This window comes from Bacillus cereus ATCC 14579, assembly GCF_000007825.1.
In the GTDB taxonomy this organism is placed as follows: Bacteria; Bacillota; Bacilli; order Bacillales; family Bacillaceae_G; genus Bacillus_A; species Bacillus_A cereus.
Genome location: NC_004722.1, coordinates 1176183 through 1197263 on the forward strand (window position 1 = coordinate 1176183; position 21081 = coordinate 1197263).

A 21081-nucleotide genomic window follows, 5' to 3' on the forward strand; every position below is an offset into this window, starting at 1 on the left:
ACCTGGTGTTTACACCAGGTCTTTTTCTTTTGCTATCCATTTCCAATAACGTTCGCATTTTACTTCTATCATTTGTACTTTTCGTTTCAGTTGTAATTTTTTTAGTTCGCGTTCAATTTCTTGTTGCGGACAATCATAAATAAATGCTACTTCTTTTGAAGATATAAATTGTGTTGCTTCTAGTAACACTTCTAAAGGTGGTAATGGTTCTGGCTCAATTTCACATTTTACAAGTTCTTTCAATAATTGTACGTATACATCGTAGGAATAATTTCCAGCGATTTTAATACCTTCTTCATCTGAGTTCGCATGAAAAAAGACGAGGGAAGGTATTTCTGTAATATGCATTTCATTCGTGAATTTCAAGTCACATTGGAAAGCTTTTTTTGCACTAGCAGAATGTAGATCTTTTTTAAATTCTTCTACATCAATATTGCTATCTTTCGCACATGCAAGTAATAGTTCGCAGTCAGGGTTTGATACATTTTCAAGGAAAATGTATTCTTGGAGTTTTCGCAAAAACTTCGAACCTGCTTTTCGGCCTTGCAACTCCGCTGCCTTAATTGCCATCGAAACTAAATATGGTGTTGACGATGCTTCTTGCATATGTACCTTTCCATCACATGAAAAACCTTGTAAACTGGTTGTCTTTTCCCACACAAATCGAATATTAGCAGGTTTATTCCATTTGTGTGAGGAAGCGTTCGTTCCATCCACTTTTCCTGTTACGATATGACGAATAGAGAAGTATTTCCCGTATTCAAGCCATAGTTTAATAATAAAAGGCTCAATTTCCCAGCAATCTTTACAAAGTGGATCAATAAATAAATATGCTTCTACAGACTTATGCTCGCATGCGGAAGGAGATGGCATATTTATATGCTTTGCTTCCTGCTTATCCATTACACTTCACCTGTTTCGTTTGGAGTATTAACCATATGCTGAGCGGTTAATGCTAAACGTTCAAAAACAAACTCTCTTATATGACCATGAACTCCAGTATCATCCATTGCTTGCTCCATACATGATAGCCAAGCCTCTGCTCGTTTTGGAGTAATCTCAAACGGAAGATGGCGTGCTCTTAACATAGGATGACCATGTTCTTCAGTGTACAAATTAGGACCACCTAAATATTGTGTTAAAAATTGCTTCTGCTTCCTAGCGGTTTCTGTTAAATCTTCCGGGAAGATGGGAGATAAGTCAGGGTGTTTACTGACATAGGAATAAAATGTATCTACTAATATTGCAATGCATTGTTCACCGCCAATTGCTTCAAATGGTGTCATCGGTTGCTTGCTCATCCTTTATAAACTCCTTTTTCCATGAAATGTATATCTATTGTAGCAATGGAATGTTCGAGAGGGCAAATAAACAGCTTTCTCAAAGATTCTTTGCTTATTCTACGGGTGTAAACTTTTTTAGTGAGATGTATCCACTAGTGAAACATATTCACTAGTGGAATTTTCACTTTAGCGTGCTTTTTTTTGTTTGGCAAGGAAAAAGCGTTTTACTTTGTTATTTGTATGGCGAACAGGTATGTTATGTTGCGTTAATAAATGAATAAATGCAGCTTTTCCTGTTTCTTCATCTTGCACTTCAAATTCAATTTCATAATCATCGTGATTGTAATAGAAACTATGATCAAAGACAAGCGTTCCGCCTTTAAATAATGTTTCTGCTCTTTCTGTTGTTAAACTACCCATATATGTTAAAGCAGAAACAGGAATTTGTAATTTGTGTAATTGATCTACTACTGCTCCTTGAATGATTGTGTTTGTTTCCATCATCATTTTTGCTTCGTCTTCTGTTACGACTTGATGCGTTTCTAATAAACCGATTTCTGCAGGTTGTTTCAACGTTAACGTATAAGTTTCTCCTTTATGACGAATACGAAGTGCAGAGCCAGCTTCTTTTAACGAGAAGTCAGGTGTTTCAAAGTAGTGATTCACTTGTTTTGTAAATGCTTCAATAGAAAACGATTTACATAATGTATCGAATTCTTCTTTTGTAACGATATTTTTGAATTCAATTTCAATTTCTTGTGTCATTGTATAATCTCCTTTTGAAAAATAATTCTTTACACATTATCGCTTTTTCATAAATTTGGTTCAATGTTTTATTTGTTTGCGTCCATGTTATGATACAATAATACTGTTAAGTAAGACAGGAAGTTGAGATGGAGGAGTTAGAGCATGCAAAATAAAATCCAAGTTAAGAGCGTAGAAAAGAGAGAGAATGCTCTTATTTTTTGTGCGGAAAATAGTGAAATAGAGGTAAAGGAGTTAAGTGCGCGTAATCACGTACTTGTAGACTCAGACAATTTATCATTTTTATATATCTTAGAAAATGAATCATCTTTCATTTATGTAAGTATTCCGCACACATGCTGGGAAGCAATGCATGAAGCGATGAATAACGATGTGGTTATGTTCGTTCGCGTGAATGACATTGAAATGGAATTAGAAGGATTAAAAGAAGAAGTAGAATATTTAGTTGAAAATATTGAAGGTAATGCAAATTACGGAGAAGAATTAGTAACTGCTGTAGAAAAAGTATTTCTATAAGCAAATGGATTGATTTTGGTGGTGGTTGAAATGAATCGAAATTGGGAAGAATTTTTAGCACCTTACCACCAAGCGGTGGCAGAGCTAAAAGTGAAACTAAAAGGAATGCGTACTCAATTTGCAATGTTAACAGAGCATTCTCCAATTGAGTTTGTAACAGGAAGGGTAAAGTCGGTTGCAAGTATTATTGATAAAGCGGAGAAGAGAAATGTACCGCTAGACCGATTGAGAGAAGATATGCAGGATATTGCTGGGCTTAGAATGATGTGTCAATTTGTTGATGAGATTAAGCCTGTTGTAGAATATCTTCGAAAACGAAATGACTTTGAAATCGTGGAAGAACGTGATTATGTCACGCAAAAGAAAGATAGCGGTTATCGTTCTTATCATGTTGTCATTAGTTATCCTGTTCAAACGATTCAAGGTGAACAAAAAGTATTGGTAGAAATCCAAATACGCACGCTAGCAATGAACTTTTGGGCAACAATTGAGCATTCTTTAAATTATAAATATAGTGGACGTTTTCCTGAAGATATTAAAATACGATTGCAACGTGCAGCTGAAGCGGCGTTTTTATTAGATGAAGAAATGTCTTCTATTCGTCTTGAAATTCAAGAAGCGCAAAAGGCTTTTTCAAGAAAGCAAGAAACGAAAGATTCCGAATCATAAACTAAAGGGTGTTGGGCGATGAAATTTACAATTATGTCAAAGGGAGATCAATCATCAGATACACTGGCAAGCACGATGAAAGAGTACTTGCTAGATTTTGGATTTATAATGGATGAAAAGGAACCCGATATTGTAATTTCTGTTGGGGGAGATGGAACGCTTTTATATGCGTTTCATCGTTATTATAATCGATTGGATGAAACAGCATTTGTTGGTGTACATACAGGACATCTAGGTTTCTATGCAGATTGGTTACCAACAGAAGTAGAGAAATTAGTAATTGCGATTGCGAAAACACCATTCCAAGTGGTGGAATATCCGCTTTTAGAAGTTATTATTCGCTATGTGAATGGAAGTAAAGAGTCACAGTATTTAGCGATGAATGAGGCGACTGTAAAAAGTGCAGAAGGTACATTAGTAACAGAAGTAGAAATACGCGGAGAATATTTTGAAACATTCCGCGGAGATGGCCTTTGTATCTCTACTCCTTCAGGAAGTACCGCGTATAATAAAGCGCTTGGCGGAGCAATTATTCACCCATCTATTGAAGCGATTCAAATTGCAGAAATGGCGTCCATTAACAATCGTGTATTTCGTACTGTAGGATCGCCACTCGTATTGCCGAAGCATCATACATGTGTGTTAAAGCCAGCTGCAGGAATGAACTTACAAATTACAGTGGATCATTTAACGATGGTTCATCAAGATGTGAAATCAATCCAGTATCGCGTCGCAAACGAGAAAGTACGATTTGTTCGTTTCCGCCCATTCCCGTTCTGGAAACGAGTTCGTGACTCGTTTGTTGCAGATAAATAGAAAGGGTTATATATTTGAACAGATTTACATTGAAATGGGATATAGGGCCGGCTCAAGAGGGAACTTTAGTTAGGGAATTTTTGAAAACGAAAGGTATTTCTAAAGCCGCTTTAACGGATATAAAGTTTCATGGCGGAGCAATTGAAGTAAATGGTCAACATGCGAGTGTTCGTCATCAGTTGCGTGCTGGTGAAGAATTACGTGTCTTTTTTCCAGTGGAGGAAAGAAGTGAAGGGATGATGGCAGAAGATATTCCTTTATGCATTATATATGAAGATGACGCGGTTCTTATCATTAATAAAGAGGCGAATATGTCAACGATTCCGTCTAGAGAACATCCGGCAGGAAGTGTTGCCAATGCGCTGTTATCTCATTATGATAAGCAGCATCTTGCAAGTACAGTGCACATCGTAACACGTTTAGATCGTGATACTTCGGGGCTTATGCTTATTGCAAAAAATCGTTTCGTGCATCATCTTTTATCGAAGCAGCATCAACAAAAAGCTGTGAAACGAACGTATGAAGCAATTGTTCACGGAAAGATTGTAGAACGAGAAGGAATGATTGATGCACCAATTGGTCGAAAATCTGATAGCATTATTGAGCGAATGGTTTGTGAGGATGGACAAAGGGCAGTTACTCATTTTAAAGTAATTGATAGTACATATCATAAGACACATGTAGCGCTTGAGCTTGAGACAGGAAGAACGCATCAAATTCGTGTGCATATGGCTCATATAGGACATCCATTACTTGGTGATAGCTTATATGGAGGGAGAAGGGATGAAATGAAACGGCAAGCACTTCATAGTAAATCTTTGACGTTTTATCATCCTATTTTAGAGAAAGAGATGTCTTTCACTATAAAGCTTCCAAGCGATATGCAAGAAGTGTTGCGGCATACTTAAAAAGGGAACAAAATTCTTATATTATAAAGAATTTTGTTCCCTTTTTTCTTAGCGGAATAATATTAAAATTTGGTTTTCACCCGTACGCTTTATAACGAAAAATCCATTTTCGGCTTTTGTAGCAATGCCATTGTCATTTGGAAGACAAAATCCATGTGCTTCGCAAGTGCCGTCATCACGTACTAACATTTGTCCAATTAATCCGACAGGAAGCCACTCGGCGCGATCTTTTCTGGCTACATATTTGCGAGTTGGATCCCATTCTGTATTTAAAAGAGTTGTATTTCTTCGGTTTCCGTCCATACATATTGGCGTTTTCCAAAGTTATCTGTTTTATAACGTTTTTCCCAACTTAAAGCCCCGCTATTTCCTATAAGGGCAGGGGTTGCACTAGATATTCCTAAAATGAACGAGTCGTGTGAAGTAGCTATCCGAATTTTTTCTTCGCTACTAAATGTAACGAAATAACCGACATCAATAGGTTTATGATCTTCGGTTTCAAACATTTGTGCAAAATCCGTTCCACTTGCATTGTAAGACGCACCCTCAATGTACATTTCTCCATTATGGGCAAGCCATTTAGCCCCGATATTATGGTCGGTGTCGCTTACACCATTTGCAATAAACCAAGAATAAGCTTCTTCTGCAGTGCCGAAGCGCCCCATAATATGGCTACCTGCAAAATGAGCTGTTGATGTATGATGACCTTCCGCATGAGAAGAGGATCCGTTAGCGATAGTTGCGGTTCCTTCTGCGTGTGCTGCTTCGCCTAAAGCAATCGTCTGTTTACCCTCTGCATGAGAATAAGCTCCGCCTGCTGTCGTTTCACTTCCCTCACTATGCGAACTATGTCCAGTTGCTTTTGAGTTTGATCCCTCTGCATGATATAAAGAACCTTTTGCGTGTGTTAATAAGCCTTCCGCATGTGCTGCCATGCCCTCCGCATGAGAGTGAAGCCCTTCCGCATATGCATATCGGCCGCCCCTTTTAACTTTTGTATTTTCAGGTGTAGGTGTCTCAATTATGAGTGGTTTTTCAGTTTGTATATCATTCGATGAAGCCAATGCCTCTTTTATTTTTTTTACTTTGGTTATAATAGCAGCTGGAATTTCTGGTTCCACTTTTTTATTTATTGCTACAGAAATATTTTCTTCCGTCTTTTCTTCTGTTTGATTAGAATGTATTACCTGTTCATCTTGATTTGAGAGCTGTTTATTTTTTTGCTGCATTTTTATTTTTCTGCGATCGATTATGCGGCTCATCACAGCATTTTCTAAAGAGACATATGTTGGTTTTACTTTGCTTTTTTTTGATGACTCTTGTTCTTCCAGTTCTTCTATCGCTGCAGCCCGAATACTACACCAGTTGTTAATTCCGTACATGGGCAGATATAAAGGGGGAAATTTTCTTTTTTGTTTAGAAGATTTTTTCTTCATTATGTCACCTCCTGCGACATTATATGTAGTGTAATTAAAAAAAGATGCACTTTATTGCATCTTTTTTTAATTACTTTACCTAGTTTTATATGAGATCTGCCTAAATAATACGGTAATCTTTCGCTAAGTAAGGTAGTTATGAAATTGGACGGAATTTCTCAGCGACAAAAGGTAAAGAAGAAGGAACAGAGATAGTCTCCATTTCAGGATAACGTAATCCGGTTAATTTGCCACCAAATACAGCACCAGTATCAATATTGACTGTCTGATTGACGAATCGAGGTTCTGCTACTGGTGTATGTCCATATACAATCCAAGCTTGCCCCTTGTACTCTTGCGCCCAATCGCGACGGACAGGTGAGCCATCGGCATGCTTTTCTCCTGTAATATCGCCATATAATACAAAGGTTTGTACTTTTTTATCTCGTCTTCCTATGTAATCTTGCCGAATCCCAGCGTGACATACGATTACTCTTTTTTCATCTAGTATGTGGTAGAGCGGTGATTGTTCATAAAGAGTGATAAACTTTTCTTTTATAATGTTTTGCTTATGAGAAGGGAGTGCCTCATATTCAGCAACAGTTGTTTCAAGTCCGTGAGCGACTGTTACATTACGCCCAAGGAAAAATCGATATAGTTTATTACAGTGATTTCCAGGAGCGTAATAAGCTTCTTTTTTATGTATGACAAGTTCCCATACAATTTCAATCATACGTAATGAATGAGGACCACGGTCTGTAATATCGCCAACGAATGCAAGTTTACGTTGGTCAGGGTGAACCGGTAGACCGCTACTCCAGTTATATCCTAGCTTCTCTGTTAAATTTTGAAACTCTTGGAAGCATCCATGAATATCTCCTATAATGTCATATTTCATATTTAAACCTCCATCGTATTTTTCATTAGTATATCTAAAAAAGGATAGAGATAAAAATATAGCGTTTTTGTGTTGTTCATTTAAACATAAAGATTTTCGTTCTTGAGCGAACATTTAAAATGAATCCAATCGCAATCATGTATGTAAGCAGTGAACTTCCTCCGTAACTCATAAGAGGTAATGTTATCCCTGTAATGGGAAGTAATCCGATTGTCATCCCGATATTTTGGAATACTTGGAAAGTAAACATTCCGATTGTACCAGCGCAAATGTAACTACCGAAAGGGTCATTACTTTCTAAAGCAATATGAATCATTCGAAAAATGAGTAAGAAAAAAAGAGAAATAATGACACTTGCGCCTAGAAAGCCAAATTGTTCAGCGACATTAGTGAAAATAAAATCTGTATGTGGTTCTGGAAAATATACTTGTCCATTTTCCCACCCTTTTCCTTGCATTTCTCCGGATCCAGTCGCTAAGAATGCTTGTCTTAATTGATAGCCTTGTGCATCATATTTGTAAGGTGCTAACCATCCGTAGAAGCGATTTAATTGATACTCTTTTAAAATGTGTGCTTTAAAGAAATCTGTGTGAGTAAAAAAAATATATATTAATGTAGATCCAGCAACGAAAGTACCTGAAACTAATCCAAAAATAAAACGCCATCGTATGCCAGAAACTAGTATCATTGCTGCAAGCATCGCTGAAATGACCATTGTGTTTCCTAAATCTGGTTCTTTTGCAATAAGTAGTAGTGGTGGCAAGCTTGTCGCAAATATTTTTCCAAGTAGTAAAAAATCGTCATGTATCGTTTGGGAAAAATATTTCTCATTATGATTTGCTATAATTCGTCCAATGACGATAATTAAAAACAATTTCATAATTTCAGAAGGCTGAAAATTTCCGATGCCTGGGAGCCTGTACCAAGCGGTAGCGCCTTTAATTGTAACGGCACCTGGTACTTGAAGTTCTAGTCCAATAAGTAGTACCATTGCAAAGCTGTACAAATACCAAGCAATTTTTTGATAACGATCGAAGTCGATAATCATAATAACACCAATGGCTATAAATCCAATGAAATACCATTGGATTTGCTTTAGTACAAAATTGACGTTTTGTAAAAATGGCGGTAAAGAGGCTTGCGCACTTGCAATAGCACAACAACTAACAATCCCAATGGCAAATAAAATAAATAGTAATACGTAGTCTATTTGATATTGAGAATTTGGATCTTTCAATGTAGGTATTCCTTTCTACTGCTCTTTATAGTAATGGATTTTATCCCGCATTAATGGGCAGTAAGACCCCCACCTCAAAATTCAGCGAAAGCGAAGAAGTTAGGTGGGGGATCAACTGCCCGTAAAAGCCCGATTGGTGAGAGCTGATTAAAGTTTCACTTTATAGTATGAGAAAGAATGTATGAACTATACGAATGATTCACATATAGTCCATACACTTTTAATTTTGCAGAGTAGTTTAATTGTTTAGCTCTTTAATAATTATATCCAAACAATGAGAGAGACGTACATGTGCGTCAGGAAAAATATCTAGTTGATGAAGATAGTATTTTAAGGAACTTTTACACCATTGGTAAGCACTAAGTAGAGCTGCTCTATAGTCCGTAGTATTTTGTAAAAAGCCATATTCTTTTGCTGTTATAACAAGGTGTGTGAAATCTTCACAACCTTGAAGGAGCTTATTGTGTATTTGTTGTCCAGCATGGTAGCGAAATTGACTTAAAGGCTCAGAAATGTATATTGCATTTCCTTTAGAAAGTAAAGAAATCCATGAGGCCATATCAACACTACAAGAATATTGTCGCTCTTTAAGGGTGCCAAAAGGTTCAGTGAGCAATTCCTTTCGGAACAAAGTAGTTGTAGGCTCACCGATAATGTTGTGTCCGCCCTTTAACATCCAATTACCTAAAAATATCCCGTTTAATGGGGTGTCTTCACTATATAACCTTTGTGTTGGATGGGAATCACCTATTAGATTTCCATGATCATCAATGCGTACTCGATAAGAAGTAACAAGAGCAAGATTTTTATTGGGATCTTGCTCAAAATAGGTCATCATTTTTTGTATTTTATGCTTATAAAACACGTCATCGTCCATTAAAAAATTTATATACTCACCATTTGATTTTTCTATGAGCATAAGGTCATTGTGAAATTGTCCTAGAGTAGGGGTATTTCGAATGTATGTTATATTTTTATAATTTGGTAAGTATTGTTCGCGTATTAAAGTTGCTGTTTCATCATTTGTACTATCATCTCCGATGATGATTTCAATATTTGAATAAGTTTGTGCCAATGCACTTTCTAGAGCAATTTTGAAATAATGAGGCCGATTATAAGTAGGAATAAGGATGGAAACGAGAGGTGGATTTTTTTCATTCATCATACATAACTTCCTTTCAGAAGCTTTTTTTTGTTAGAACAATATCTTGGTAACTTGTATATTCATGTCTGCCGCACCATAAACCGTAATGCGGCTTATTGATTATTTCTAGGCCGTACTTATTCAATAGATTGCAAATATCTGTCTCAGGATAAGCAACTGCGAAATTCGGAATATCTTTATTTACAACGTAGCAATTTTCGATTCGATGATAAAAACCTAATGTACTTTGTCCTGCATTTAAATAATAGGATGATTCAGGGTTTATAAGAAAGAATGTAATGAAACATCTCCCGTCTTTTTTTAATACACGTACAATTTCAGATACGTAATGTTCTAATTCTTTTGGGAGAAGATGTGTAAATACAGAAGTTAAAAAGATAAAATCGAATGTTCCGTCTTCATAGGGAAAACGATATTGAGAGGCATCTTCTTTTCCTTCCGGATTATAGAATTGATTGTATATGTCAACATGTTCAAAGTGAAAATTATTACGCATAGTTGAAATGTTATTTTGACACCAAGTAATTCCATCTTTAAACAAATCAAATCCATAATACGCTCCATCATCATTTAAGTAATTCATTAATGGTACAGCCATTCGGCCGACACCGCAGCCTACATCTAATACTTTTTCATTTGATTTTAAAGCACCAATTTGAATAAAATGCTTTAGGAACTCTTTTCCAACCTTTTTGAAGTCGCCACCTACATATTGGACGAGTTCAGGAGGGGGGAGTAAAGTCATTTCTTTGTTAAGTTCACTCATGAGTATACCCCTTTCTTGTATGAGAAGATGCAGTAAATCTATTAATAAAATTTTCAATTTGTAGTGAGAGAATACAGGAAAACAATTGTTATATGTAAGGAGATTCCGAAAAAGAATACTTAATTGGATTAGAAGTGAGAGAAGAATGAGTGAAAATGGAATCTCCTATAGATTAAATCTTTTTTTATTCTTTTCTCCAATAAACGCCAAATACATCAATTTTAGTAATAGGGGCTTTTAAATTTCGTTGGTTTCTAAAGTCTGTCACAGCCTCAGCGCATGGCGGTAGCCCGTAGTCATCGATAATTATATAGCCACCTTTAGAAACTTTATCATATAAGTTCACGAGACCATCCATTGTGGATTCGTACATATCACCATCAAGCCGTGCAATTGCTATTTTTTCAATTGGTGCTGTTGGTAAAGTATCTTTAAACCAACCTTTTAAAAATTTCACTTGATCATTTAGTAAATCATATTTTTTGAAATTCTCTTGTACTTGTTCTAAAGAGACGCGTAAGTAATCGAATGTGTGTAAATAATCACCGTAATCTTTTGGATATTGTTCTAGATTCGGTGCTGGCAAACCTTCAAATGAATCTGCAACCCACACATTACGATCCGTAATGTTGTTTGCTTGTAAAAAACCATTCATAAAAATGCATGATCCTCCGCGCCATACACCTGTTTCAATAAAATCACCTTCTATATTTTCACGAACAACGGTTTCCATCGCCTCTTGTAATTGGTTCATACGTTCTCGACCAATCATGCTATGTGCTGCTCTTGGCCAATCCATTCCATCATGACGTTCACTTTTAGAAACATTTGGTTTTACAATTTTTAAGTTATGGTTTTCAGCATATTGCTTAATGAATAAAGGGAGGGGGACTGTAACTGGTTCGAATTCTAGTTCTTTTGAAATATGTAGAGATGCGGGTAAGTATGCCTCATATTCTAACCATATTTCAAATAAAATGGTCTTCTTTAGCAATTCGAGATAAAGCTGAACAGCAGATTTACTTTCCATATTTGTGCCTCCTGCAAAATGTCATACAACAATATGATTATGTAGATAGCGAATGTTTCATGATTGAATTTGAAATTGAAAAAGCAGTAAAACTGATATCAGTTTTACTGCTAAGTAAAAAATTAAGCGATTTTTTCAATAATAATAGATGCATTTGTACCAAGAGCTAATGATAGCCCAAGTCCTGTAACGATTACTTCAACTAATGATGGAGTTGTCGTAATTTGCGTAATTGCTTGAACAACGATAGGTGCTCCAACTGAGATTAAAGTAGCCCCAGTACCTGGTACAGATACCCCATTTACTTGGATTGTAAGCCCCCCTAATACACTTATTGCCGCAGTATATACGATAACAGTGATTTTATAGAATCCAGTTTCAGCAATAACGAAAGTATCAGCATCTAATTGAGAAATTGCTGTACCAAACTGAGATCCAACAGTATTAAATGGTACTGGAGCATTTAGTCCAAGATCTAAAGAAATTCCAGCGGAGTTAAATGCATACAATCCTGCTGGAAGTACCAGTCGGCCCCGTAGGTCCAGTCGGCCCCGTAGGTCCAGTAGGTCCAGTTGGCCCGGTAGGTACAGTCGGCCCTGTAGGTCCAGTCGGTCCAGTCGGCCCGGTCGGCCCAGTCGGAAGGGTAAACGGTGGTATCGGTGGTAATGTTGGTCCTACAAGATTAGGGTCAAATGCACTAGCTGATAAAGATTCATCGGGATTTAATCCATTTGAATAATTATTATTTGACATAAATTCACCTCCATAAAGCGTTCATTATATAGTAGATGCAAAACCGAAAGAAAATGACACGGACATTTGAATTATTGAAAAGAAATCTTAAACTACTTGAACAATTTAAAAAAATGGAAAGTTTAGTATATGTATAACATATGATTGATTTGGAAGAGGGTGATTATGTTGAACAAGCAAGGAATTACAATTAGTTTATGTATGATTGTTCGAGATGAGGAGGAGACAATAGCCCGTTGTTTAGAAACAGTTGAAAAAATTGTGGATGAAATTATAGTAGTTGATACAGGTTCCGTCGATCGAACGAAAGAAATCGTAGAGAAATATACTTCTAACATATATGATTTCCAGTGGATTGATGATTTTGCAGCAGCAAGAAATTTTTCTTTTTCAAAAGCGACGCAAGAGTATATATTGTGGCTAGATGCAGATGATGTCTTATTAGAAGATGCTCAAGAAGCATTGAAACTTTTAAAAAGAGAATTAGATCCTAAAATTGATGCTGTTTCGATGCCTTATCACCTTGCAATGGATTCTAACGGGAAACCTTTATATTGTACAAAAAGAAATCGACTTGTAAAGCGTGAAAAACAATTTCAATGGTTTGGAAAGGTTCATGAGTATTTAGCTATTTCTGGTGAGGTTTTTAGTAGTAATGTTGCTATTACACATAAAAAAGAAAAAAAAGTAACAAATCGTAATTTGAAAATTTTTCAAAATACTGTAGCGGCAGGTGAAGAATTAAGTCCGAGAGATTTATTTTATTACGCAAATGAATCTACGGATAACCAAAAATATGATGATGCAGTTCTTCTATATGAAACATTTCTTAATCAAGACGAAGGATGGTATGAAGAGAAAATTTATGCATGTGGTAAGTTAGGAGATTGCTATGCAAAGCTCGGAATGTGGGAGAAGGCAATCGAATCTTGTGTGAAGTCGTTTCGGTATGACGTCCCTAGAGGAGAGAATTGTACAAGAATAGGATATATATATATGGAACAAGAAAAATATAATGAAGCGATATTTTGGTTTAAACTTGCTACGGAAGTACCAATGGCAACGGAAAGTCCTTTCCATAGTCCAGCTAGCTACACATGGCTACCCTATTTACAAATGTGTATTTGTTATAGCAGGTTAGGGGAGCAGGATAAAGCGTATTATTACAATGAATTAGCAGCTTCTTATGTTCCGAATAATGCTGCAATTGAATATAACCGTAAATATTTTCGGGGAGTTTTTGATAAACCATATAAAGTGTAATAGGTTTCGTTTTTTAGAAATGATTTATCGCTATTCTAACTCTAATAGATTGGTTATATATTAGAGTATCAGTAACGTAACCAATATAAATAAAAGATTTTATACTGCTATTTGCGGGCTAATAATCATTGGGGGATGAACAAAATCTGCACTTTATAGAATTCATATGAGATTTATATTTCTAATTCAATTTGCATAAGGAGTGTGTGAAATGAATCGCGAAAAAAGTTCTTTATATGAAGAAAAATCCGAGCATTATTATAATGCAGCGAATCCGAATTTATTAAAGCATATAAAAAAGGAATGGAAAGAAGTTCTTGATATTGGTTGTTCGAGCGGTGCATTGGGAGCAGCTATTAAAGAAAACGGTACACGTGTATCAGGAATAGAGGCATTTCCAGAGGCGGCAGAAAAAGCGAAGGAAAGACTAGATCATGTTATTTTAGGGGATATAGAAAAAATAGATCTTCCTTATGAGGAGGGGCAATTTGATTGCGTCCTATTTGGGGATGTATTAGAGCATTTATTTGATCCGTGGGCTGTGATTGAAAAGGTTAAGCCATATATAAAGCAAAATGGTGTGATTTTAGCAAGTATACCAAACGTTGCTCATATTTCAGTATTAGCTCCCTTACTTGCTGGAAATTGGACGTATACAGAATATGGTTTATTAGATAAAACACATATTCGTTTCTTTACATTCAATGAAATGCTAAGAATGTTTTTAAAAGCAGGATATTCAATTAGTAAAGTAGATCGTGTATATGTTGATCATAAAATGTATGAGCCGCTTATTGAGGAGTTATATGGAATTTGTAAAAAATATCGTCTTGGAAGTGGCTTCATGGCTGAGACAGTTGTATTTCAGTATATTATTGAAGCTGAAAAATCACAATTATGAGTGCTGCAGACAAAACAATATTATTTGTTACATGTATAAATGATCGGAAATTGTATGCAAACTGCGTGCGACATATATTGCAATTGTTAGTACCGCCAGGGTATATTGTCCAATTTATGCCGATTCGAAATGCGAAAAGTATGACGAGTGGATACAATCAAGCCATTTCGCATCCAGCGAAGTATAAAGTGTATTTACATCAAGATGTTTTTATTATAAATAGGGCTTTTTTATACGGATTACTTCAATTATTTGAGGAACATGAAAACCTTGGGATGATTGGGATGGTTGGAGCGCAATATGTTCCTCCGACTGGCGTATGGAACGAAGGGCGTGGAATTGTAGGGAAAGTCATTGGTTATATGAATGATTTGTTTTATATGGCAAGTTTAGAACAACCGTATCATGAATCAAAAACATTTATTCCTGTAGAATGTATTGATGGTTTATTAATGGCGACACAATATGATGTTCCGTGGCGAGAAGACTTATTTGACGGATTTGATTTTTATGATGTATCTCAATCATTTGAATTTAGAAAAGCAGGATATACAGTCGGTGTACCTGTACAGCGCGATGCTTGGTGTATCCATTATCATTTTGATGTGAATATGACGAACTATGAAAAGTATCGGAAAATATTTGTGGAACACTATATGTCAGATGTAAATAAGGAAGAATAAAAGGGGGGACAAAAATGAAAGATCATACAATATTAGTCGTTGTTTGTGTAAATAATGAGGAGCTTTTCAAACAATGTGAGAGCCAAATAAGAAACATTTTTGTTCCCCCTGGTTATGTCGTGCAAATTTTTCCGATACGAGATGCGCAAAGTATGGCAAGTGCATACAACCGAGCTCTTTCATATCCAGCGAAATACAAAGTGTATATACATCAAGATACATATCTTATTAATCGAGACATGTTTTCTACACTTATATCTCTTTTTAAAGAAAATGAAAAGCTTGGTTTAATAGGAGTCGCTGGGGCTCAGTTTTTACCGAATAACGGGATATGGTGGGAAGGAAAAAATTTAGTAGGGAAAGTGATTGAATATAGAAGACAGAATTATCAATTATTAAATTTAGATCAGGTTTTTTATGGTAATCAACCATTTTTGTCAGTTCAGGCAATTGATGGTTTATTCATGGCAACGCAGTATGATATTCCGTGGCGAGAAGATTTGTTTCAAGGGTTTCACTTTTATGATGTGTCACAGTCTTTAGAGTTTCAAAGGGCTGGTTATTTAATTGGTATCCCAAATCAAGCAAATTTATGGTGTATTCATTACAACGGGGATGAGTTTGATGCGGATACATATGAGAAGTACCGGAAAGTGTTTGTAGAACATTACAAAGATATATTATCTCCATCATAAAGGAGAGATGCAAAGTGAAAGGAATTATTTTAGCAGGTGGTACTGGATCGAGATTATATCCAATAACGAAAGTAACGAATAAACATTTACTTCCTGTTGGTCGGTATCCGATGATTTATCATGCGGTATATAAGCTAAAACAATGCGATATTACAGATATTATGATTATTACAGGTAAAGAGCATATGGGGGATGTTGTTAGCTTTTTAGGGAGTGGTCATGAATTTGGGGTTTCCTTTACGTATCGTGTGCAAGATAAAGCGGGCGGGATCGCACAGGCGTTAGGGCTTTGTGAAGATTTCGTCGGGAATGATCGTATGGTAGTTATATTAGGTGATAATATTTTTTCAGATGATATTCTTCCGTATGTTGAAGAGTTTGCAAATCAAAAAGAAGGTGCGAAAGTGCTATTGCAATCTGTAGAAGATCCCGAAAGATTTGGCGTAGCACATATTCAAAACCGAAAAATAGTTGAAATTGAAGAAAAGCCGAAAGAGCCGAAAAGTTCTTATGCGGTTACGGGAATTTATTTGTATGATTCGAAAGTCTTTTCTTATATTAAAGAATTAAAACCTTCTGCACGGGGAGAACTTGAAATTACAGATATAAATAATTGGTATTTAAAACGAGGGGTACTTACTTATAATGAAATGAACGGCTGGTGGACTGATGCGGGAACTCATGCTTCGCTTCAAAAGGCGAATACGTTAGCGCGTGATATTAATTTTGGGAAACAGTTTAACGGAGAATAGGTGAGAATATGAAAGTTGTAGAAACAAATTTTACCGATGCAAAATTGTTAGAACCGAGGTTGTTTGGAGACGAGCGTGGCTTTTTTTCAGAGAGTTATAATAAGCAGGTGCTAGAAACATTAGGGATAACGTATTCATTTGTACAGGATAACGTATCTTATTCGGCTAAGGCAGGAACGATTCGGGGACTACACTTTCAAAAAAAACCGAAAGCACAAACGAAACTCATTCAAGTTATGCAAGGGGCAATTTATGATGTTATCGTTGATTTACGAAAAAAATCACCAACATTTAAACAATGGAAAGGATATATTTTAAGTGCAGATAACCATCGGCAATTACTAGTGCCAAAAGGGTTTGCGCATGGATTTTGCACGCTTGTTCCGCATACTATCGTTATGTATAAAGTAGATGAATATTATAGCGCAGAGCATGACTCAGGATTACTTTGGGAAGATAAAGATTTAGCAATTCCTTGGCCAGTAACCGATCCTATATTGTCCGATAAGGATCAGATATTACCATTATTAGAGGAATATGAAGATAGTTTTTAAGTAGGAGCGTTGTTTATGAATATATTAGTAACAGGTGGGGCTGGATTTATTGGAAGTAATTTCGTTCATTACATGCTACAAAGTTATGAAACATATAAAATTATTAATTACGATGCATTAACATATAGCGGGAATTTAAATAACGTAAAATCTCTTCTGGATCACCCGAATTACTCTTTTGTAAAGGGAGAAATTCAAAATGGAGAGCTATTAGAACACGTTATAAAAGAGCGGGACGTACAAGTGATTGTAAATTTTGCAGCTGAATCACATGTGGACCGTAGTATTGAAAATCCGATTCCTTTTTATGATACAAATGTAATTGGGACGGTCACTTTATTAGAACTAGTTAAAAAATATTCGCATATAAAACTTGTGCAAGTATCAACGGATGAAGTGTATGGCTCTTTAGGAAAAACAGGGAAGTTCACAGAGAAAACGCCGTTAGCTCCAAATAGTCCATATTCTTCAAGTAAGGCGAGCGCGGACATGATAGCTCTATCTTACTACAAAACATATCAATTACCGGTTATAGTAACGCGTTGTTCTAACAATTATGGACCGTACCAGTATCCTGAAAAATTAATTCCATTAATGGTTACGAATGCACTAGAAGGAAAAAAACTACCGTTATATGGTGATGGTTTAAATGTAAGAGATTGGTTACATGTAACGGATCATTGCAGTGCGATTGACGTTGTTTTGCATAAGGGACGTGTCGGAGAAGTATATAATATAGGTGGAAATAATGAAAAAACAAATGTAGAAGTTGTGGAACAAATTATTACTCTTTTAGGAAAAACAAAAAAAGACATTGAATATGTTACAGATCGTTTAGGGCACGATCGTCGTTATGCGATTGATGCAGAGAAAATGAAGAATGAATTTGATTGGGAACCGAAATATACGTTTGAACAAGGATTACAAGAGACGGTGAAATGGTATGAAAAGAATAAGGAATGGTGGAAACCACTAAAAGACCAGTAAGGGGCATGTTAAATGAAAGAGAGGGTTATCATAACAGGAGCAAACGGTCAATTAGGAAAGCAACTATTTGAAGAGTTAGACTCTGAAGAATATGATATATATCCATTTGATAAAAAGTTATTAGATGTGACAAATATATCCCGAATACAACAAGTGGTACAAGAAATAAAACCACATATAATTATTCATTGTGCTGCCTATACGAAAGTAGATCATGCGGAGAAAGAACAGGATCTTGCATATAGAATAAATGCAATCGGAGCTCGAAATGTAGCGGTTGCTTCACAATTAGTAGGGGCGAAGCTAGTTTATATTAGTACTGATTATGTATTTCAAGGCGCCAGACCAGATGGATACGACGAATTTCATAGTCCAGCGCCGATAAATATATATGGGGCCTCTAAGTATGCGGGGGAGCAGTTCGTCAAAGAGTTACATAATAAATATTTTATCGTTCGCACATCGTGGCTATATGGTAAATATGGGAATAATTTCGTGAAAACGATGATGCGATTAGGAAAAGAAAGAGATGAAATATCTGTTGTAGCGGATCAAGTTGGCTCTCCTACGTATGTGGCGGATTTGAATATGGTTATTAATAAGCTCATTCATACTTCTTTATACGGTACATACCACGTATCAAACAGAGGCTCATGCTCTTGGTTTGAATTTGCACAAAAGATATTTTCGTACGCCAATATGAAAGTGAATGTATTACCTGTTTCAACGGAAGAATTCGGGGCTGCGGCTGCGAGGCCCAAATATTCTATTTTTCAACATAACATGCTAAGATTAAATGGTTTTTCACAAATGCCGTCTTGGGAAGAAGGATTAGAGCGGTTTTTTATAGAAACCAAAAGTCATTAACAAATTTCTGTTAATGACTTTTTTGTTTGCCTTTAAGCGGTTTTATGGTACTATAATTATAGTATCAGGTACTAATAACAAGTATAAGTATTTCTGGGAGGATATATCATGGAACTATTACAAGGGAAAACATTTGTTGTTATGGGCGTTGCGAACCAAAGAAGTATTGCATGGGGAATAGCTCGCTCTTTGCATAATGCAGGTGCAAAATTAATATTCACATATGCAGGAGAACGTTTAGAAAGAAACGTTCGTGAATTAGCGGACACATTAGAAGGACAAGAATCACTTGTATTACCTTGTGATGTAACGAATGATGAGGAACTTACAGCTTGCTTTGAAACAATTAAACAAGAAGTAGGTACTATTCACGGTGTAGCACATTGTATTGCTTTTGCAAATCGCGATGACTTAAAAGGTGAATTTGTAGATACTTCTCGCGATGGATTTTTACTTGCACAAAATATTAGTGCATTCTCTTTAACAGCTGTAGCAAGAGAAGCGAAGAAAGTAATGACAGAAGGCGGAAATATTTTAACGTTAACATACCTTGGTGGCGAGCGCGTTGTGAAAAATTATAACGTTATGGGTGTTGCGAAAGCTTCATTAGAAGCGAGCGTGAAATATTTAGCGAACGATTTAGGTCAACACGGTATTCGTGTTAACGCTATTTCTGCAGGACCAATTCGTACGTTATCTGCAAAAGGCGTAGGCGATTTCAACTCAATCTTAAGAGAAATTGAGGAGCGCGCACCACTTCGTCGTACAACAACGCAAGAAGAAGTTGGCGATACAGCAGTATTCCTATTCAGTGATTTAGCACGCGGTGTAACAGGAGAAAACATTCATGTTGATTCAGGGTATCATATCCTAGGATAAATATAATATTAATTTTTAAAGGACAATCTCTAAATGCTGAGATTGTCCTTTTATTTGTTCTGAGAAAGAACGATTTTTAACGAAAGTTCTTGCCACGTGATGAATATAACTATAATAGTACACGATTTATTCAGCTACGTATGGAAGTGGGAGGGACGAGTGTGAAGAATAAAAATAAAAGTTCAACAGTTGGAAAACCGTTGTTATATATCACGCAAGTAAGTTTAGAACTTGCTGCACCGAAAATAAAAAGGATTATCCTGACAAACTTTGAAAATGAAGATCAAAAAGAAAAAAGTAACATACAGGAAAATGTTGTAAGTAGTGCTGTGGAAGAGGTAATAGAACAAGAACAACAAGAAGAGCAGCAAGTGGAAGAAAAAATAGAAGAAGAGGAAAAAGAAGAACACGCAGAACAAGAAGAGCAAGAACCAGAACCAGTAAGAACCGTCCCACATAATAAATCATTTAAGGATATGAATAATGATGAAAAAATTCATTTTTTATTAAACCGCCCTCATTATATTCCGAAAGTAAGGTGCAGAATAAAAACAGCTACAGTTTCTTATGTTGGATCAATCATATCGTATCGTAATGGCATCGTATCTATTATGCCGCAAAATAGTATGAGAGATATTAGGTTGTCTATAGATGATATCCAATCAATTAGTATGGCCGGCTTTTAAATATGTAAAGGTGGTAGAAAGCTTCTACCACCCCAATAGTTTTTTAGTTTACTTCACTTATTAGATAGTAACGTCGCGTAAGCACTGAATCGCACAGAAACAGCTTAAATCAACAGTAATGCAAGTAGATGTCGATACTAGTCTTGCATTTGGTACAGCTAAAAACGTACAAATTGGGTCATCAGTAGGTGGTACAGGAGAGCTATCACCTAATACTACACTTAATACACGTAGTACAGCACAGCTATCATCATCTACACTTTCCACACGGAAAATTGGAGATCGGCAGCCAACAAGGCTTGCAGATGGCGCAAATGCTTCAAATGGTGCTCCAGCTTTTGTGTATAAAATAAAAGGACGTGTATTTGCTACTGATGCAGTATTATGTGCACCTAAAAATGGGATTTCACAACCAGATCCACACGTTGTTGTAGAACAATCTTGTAATTCATTGATGAATTTAACAACGTCAACTACACAATGAGAAGAGCCATGGTGTTTATTTTCGTTACAACTCATTAATGTCACTCCTTATCTTCTTGTTTGTATTTACATTAATAAGATATTGGAGTCGAGGAGATTTGGTCACAATC

The 21081-nt window shown here is 36.1% G+C and carries 23 protein-coding genes and 2 pseudogenes; 14 read left to right on the plus strand and 11 right to left on the minus strand.

Going from position 1 to position 21081, the window contains the following annotated elements; genetic code table 11:
* Positions 1-9: 9 nt before the first annotated feature.
* The 3 genes from BC_RS05965 to BC_RS05975 all read right to left on the minus strand — a co-directional run bounded on the left by BC_RS05965 (position 10) and on the right by BC_RS05975 (position 2048).
* Positions 10-903 (minus strand): ClpXP adapter SpxH family protein, encoded by an 894-nt coding sequence (locus BC_RS05965; RefSeq protein WP_000360645.1) that lies wholly within the window; start codon positions 901-903, stop codon positions 10-12.
* Positions 903-1301 carry a hypothetical protein gene (locus BC_RS05970; RefSeq protein ID WP_000043386.1) on the minus strand — a complete coding sequence of 133 codons (399 nt, stop codon included), beginning with the start codon at positions 1299-1301 and terminating at the stop codon, positions 903-905. The genes BC_RS05965 and BC_RS05970 overlap by 1 nt, the downstream gene beginning before the upstream one ends.
* A 168-nt stretch (positions 1302-1469) precedes the next feature.
* On the minus strand, positions 1470-2048 hold the full coding sequence (locus BC_RS05975) for a CYTH domain-containing protein (protein ID WP_000191121.1): 579 nt from the start codon (positions 2046-2048) through the stop codon (positions 1470-1472).
* A 144-nt stretch (positions 2049-2192) separates the two neighbouring features.
* Between BC_RS05975 and BC_RS05980 the strand changes: the two genes are divergently transcribed.
* Genes BC_RS05980 through BC_RS05995 form a run of 4 tightly spaced genes read left to right on the plus strand, consistent with a single transcriptional unit; the run spans position 2193 to position 4957 of the window.
* Positions 2193-2564, plus strand: a complete 372-nt coding sequence (locus BC_RS05980) for a hypothetical protein (protein WP_001180003.1) — start codon at positions 2193-2195, stop codon at positions 2562-2564.
* Positions 2565-2594: 30 nt separating this feature from the next.
* A complete protein-coding gene (locus BC_RS05985) occupies positions 2595-3233 on the plus strand; it encodes a GTP pyrophosphokinase (protein WP_001081482.1) in 639 nt (212 codons plus the stop codon).
* A gap of 18 nt (positions 3234-3251) precedes the next feature.
* Positions 3252-4049 (plus strand): NAD kinase, encoded by a 798-nt coding sequence (locus BC_RS05990; RefSeq protein WP_000673190.1) that lies wholly within the window; start codon positions 3252-3254, stop codon positions 4047-4049.
* Positions 4050-4063: 14 nt separating this feature from the next.
* A complete protein-coding gene (locus BC_RS05995) occupies positions 4064-4957 on the plus strand; it encodes an RluA family pseudouridine synthase (RefSeq protein WP_001079143.1) in 894 nt (297 codons plus the stop codon).
* A gap of 48 nt (positions 4958-5005) precedes the next feature.
* Here BC_RS05995 and BC_RS06000 read toward each other — a convergent pair.
* The 7 genes and pseudogenes from BC_RS06000 to BC_RS06030 form a co-directional block, all read right to left on the minus strand.
* Positions 5006-6393, minus strand: a pseudogene (locus BC_RS06000) (peptidase G2 autoproteolytic cleavage domain-containing protein).
* 136 nt (positions 6394-6529) lie between these two features.
* The gene (gene prpE, locus BC_RS06005; protein ID WP_000872698.1) at positions 6530-7270 is read right to left on the minus strand and encodes a bis(5'-nucleosyl)-tetraphosphatase PrpE; all 741 of its coding nucleotides are present in this window, start codon (positions 7268-7270) and stop codon (positions 6530-6532) included.
* Between the two features lie 76 nt (positions 7271-7346).
* A complete protein-coding gene (locus BC_RS06010; RefSeq protein ID WP_000654702.1) occupies positions 7347-8507 on the minus strand; it encodes an FtsW/RodA/SpoVE family cell cycle protein in 1161 nt (386 codons plus the stop codon).
* A 238-nt stretch (positions 8508-8745) separates the two neighbouring features.
* Positions 8746-9672 carry a glycosyltransferase family 2 protein gene (locus BC_RS06015; RefSeq protein WP_000980807.1) on the minus strand — a complete coding sequence of 309 codons (927 nt, stop codon included), beginning with the start codon at positions 9670-9672 and terminating at the stop codon, positions 8746-8748.
* 13 nt (positions 9673-9685) lie between these two features.
* Positions 9686-10438, minus strand: a complete 753-nt coding sequence (locus BC_RS06020) for a class I SAM-dependent methyltransferase (RefSeq protein ID WP_001292843.1) — start codon at positions 10436-10438, stop codon at positions 9686-9688.
* Between the two features lie 184 nt (positions 10439-10622).
* Positions 10623-11468 (minus strand): TylF/MycF family methyltransferase, encoded by an 846-nt coding sequence (locus BC_RS06025; RefSeq protein WP_000444381.1) that lies wholly within the window; start codon positions 11466-11468, stop codon positions 10623-10625.
* Positions 11469-11590: 122 nt separating this feature from the next.
* A pseudogene (locus tag BC_RS06030) lies at positions 11591-12221 on the minus strand (BclA C-terminal domain-containing protein).
* A 165-nt stretch (positions 12222-12386) separates the two neighbouring features.
* On the opposite strand from BC_RS06030, the gene BC_RS06035 reads away from it, so the two are divergent.
* The 10 genes from BC_RS06035 (at position 12387) to BC_RS06080 (ending at position 20488) form a co-directional block, all read left to right on the plus strand.
* Positions 12387-13484 (plus strand): glycosyltransferase, encoded by a 1098-nt coding sequence (locus BC_RS06035; RefSeq protein WP_000932913.1) that lies wholly within the window; start codon positions 12387-12389, stop codon positions 13482-13484.
* A 211-nt stretch (positions 13485-13695) separates the two neighbouring features.
* On the plus strand, positions 13696-14385 hold the full coding sequence (locus BC_RS06040) for a class I SAM-dependent methyltransferase (RefSeq protein ID WP_001078432.1): 690 nt from the start codon (positions 13696-13698) through the stop codon (positions 14383-14385).
* Positions 14382-15068 carry a glycosyltransferase family protein gene (locus BC_RS06045; RefSeq protein WP_001271188.1) on the plus strand — a complete coding sequence of 229 codons (687 nt, stop codon included), beginning with the start codon at positions 14382-14384 and terminating at the stop codon, positions 15066-15068. The genes BC_RS06040 and BC_RS06045 overlap by 4 nt, the downstream gene beginning before the upstream one ends.
* A 14-nt stretch (positions 15069-15082) precedes the next feature.
* Positions 15083-15763, plus strand: coding sequence for a glycosyltransferase family protein (locus BC_RS06050; RefSeq protein WP_000651524.1), 681 nt, complete (start codon positions 15083-15085; stop codon positions 15761-15763).
* Between the two features lie 14 nt (positions 15764-15777).
* Complete coding sequence (locus tag BC_RS06055; protein WP_000676157.1) at positions 15778-16515, plus strand: sugar phosphate nucleotidyltransferase; 738 nt, start codon at positions 15778-15780, stop codon at positions 16513-16515.
* A gap of 8 nt (positions 16516-16523) precedes the next feature.
* Positions 16524-17069: a dTDP-4-dehydrorhamnose 3,5-epimerase gene (rfbC, locus tag BC_RS06060; protein WP_000869415.1), complete on the plus strand. Its 546-nt coding sequence runs from the start codon at positions 16524-16526 to the stop codon at positions 17067-17069.
* 15 nt (positions 17070-17084) lie between these two features.
* Positions 17085-18056, plus strand: a complete 972-nt coding sequence (rfbB, locus tag BC_RS06065) for a dTDP-glucose 4,6-dehydratase (protein WP_001024161.1) — start codon at positions 17085-17087, stop codon at positions 18054-18056.
* Between the two features lie 12 nt (positions 18057-18068).
* Entirely contained in the window at positions 18069-18923 is an 855-nt protein-coding gene (rfbD, locus tag BC_RS06070; protein ID WP_000664653.1) for a dTDP-4-dehydrorhamnose reductase, read from the plus strand.
* Between the two features lie 108 nt (positions 18924-19031).
* On the plus strand, positions 19032-19802 hold the full coding sequence (fabI, locus tag BC_RS06075) for an enoyl-ACP reductase FabI (RefSeq protein ID WP_000421886.1): 771 nt from the start codon (positions 19032-19034) through the stop codon (positions 19800-19802).
* Positions 19803-19942: 140 nt separating this feature from the next.
* Positions 19943-20488, plus strand: a complete 546-nt coding sequence (locus BC_RS06080) for a spore coat CotO family protein (protein ID WP_002195273.1) — start codon at positions 19943-19945, stop codon at positions 20486-20488.
* A gap of 60 nt (positions 20489-20548) precedes the next feature.
* Here the strand turns inward: BC_RS06080 and exsY are convergent, their stop codons facing one another.
* A complete protein-coding gene (gene exsY / locus BC_RS06085) occupies positions 20549-21007 on the minus strand; it encodes an exosporium assembly protein ExsY (protein ID WP_001277735.1) in 459 nt (152 codons plus the stop codon).
* Between the last annotated feature and the right edge of the window lie 74 nt (positions 21008-21081).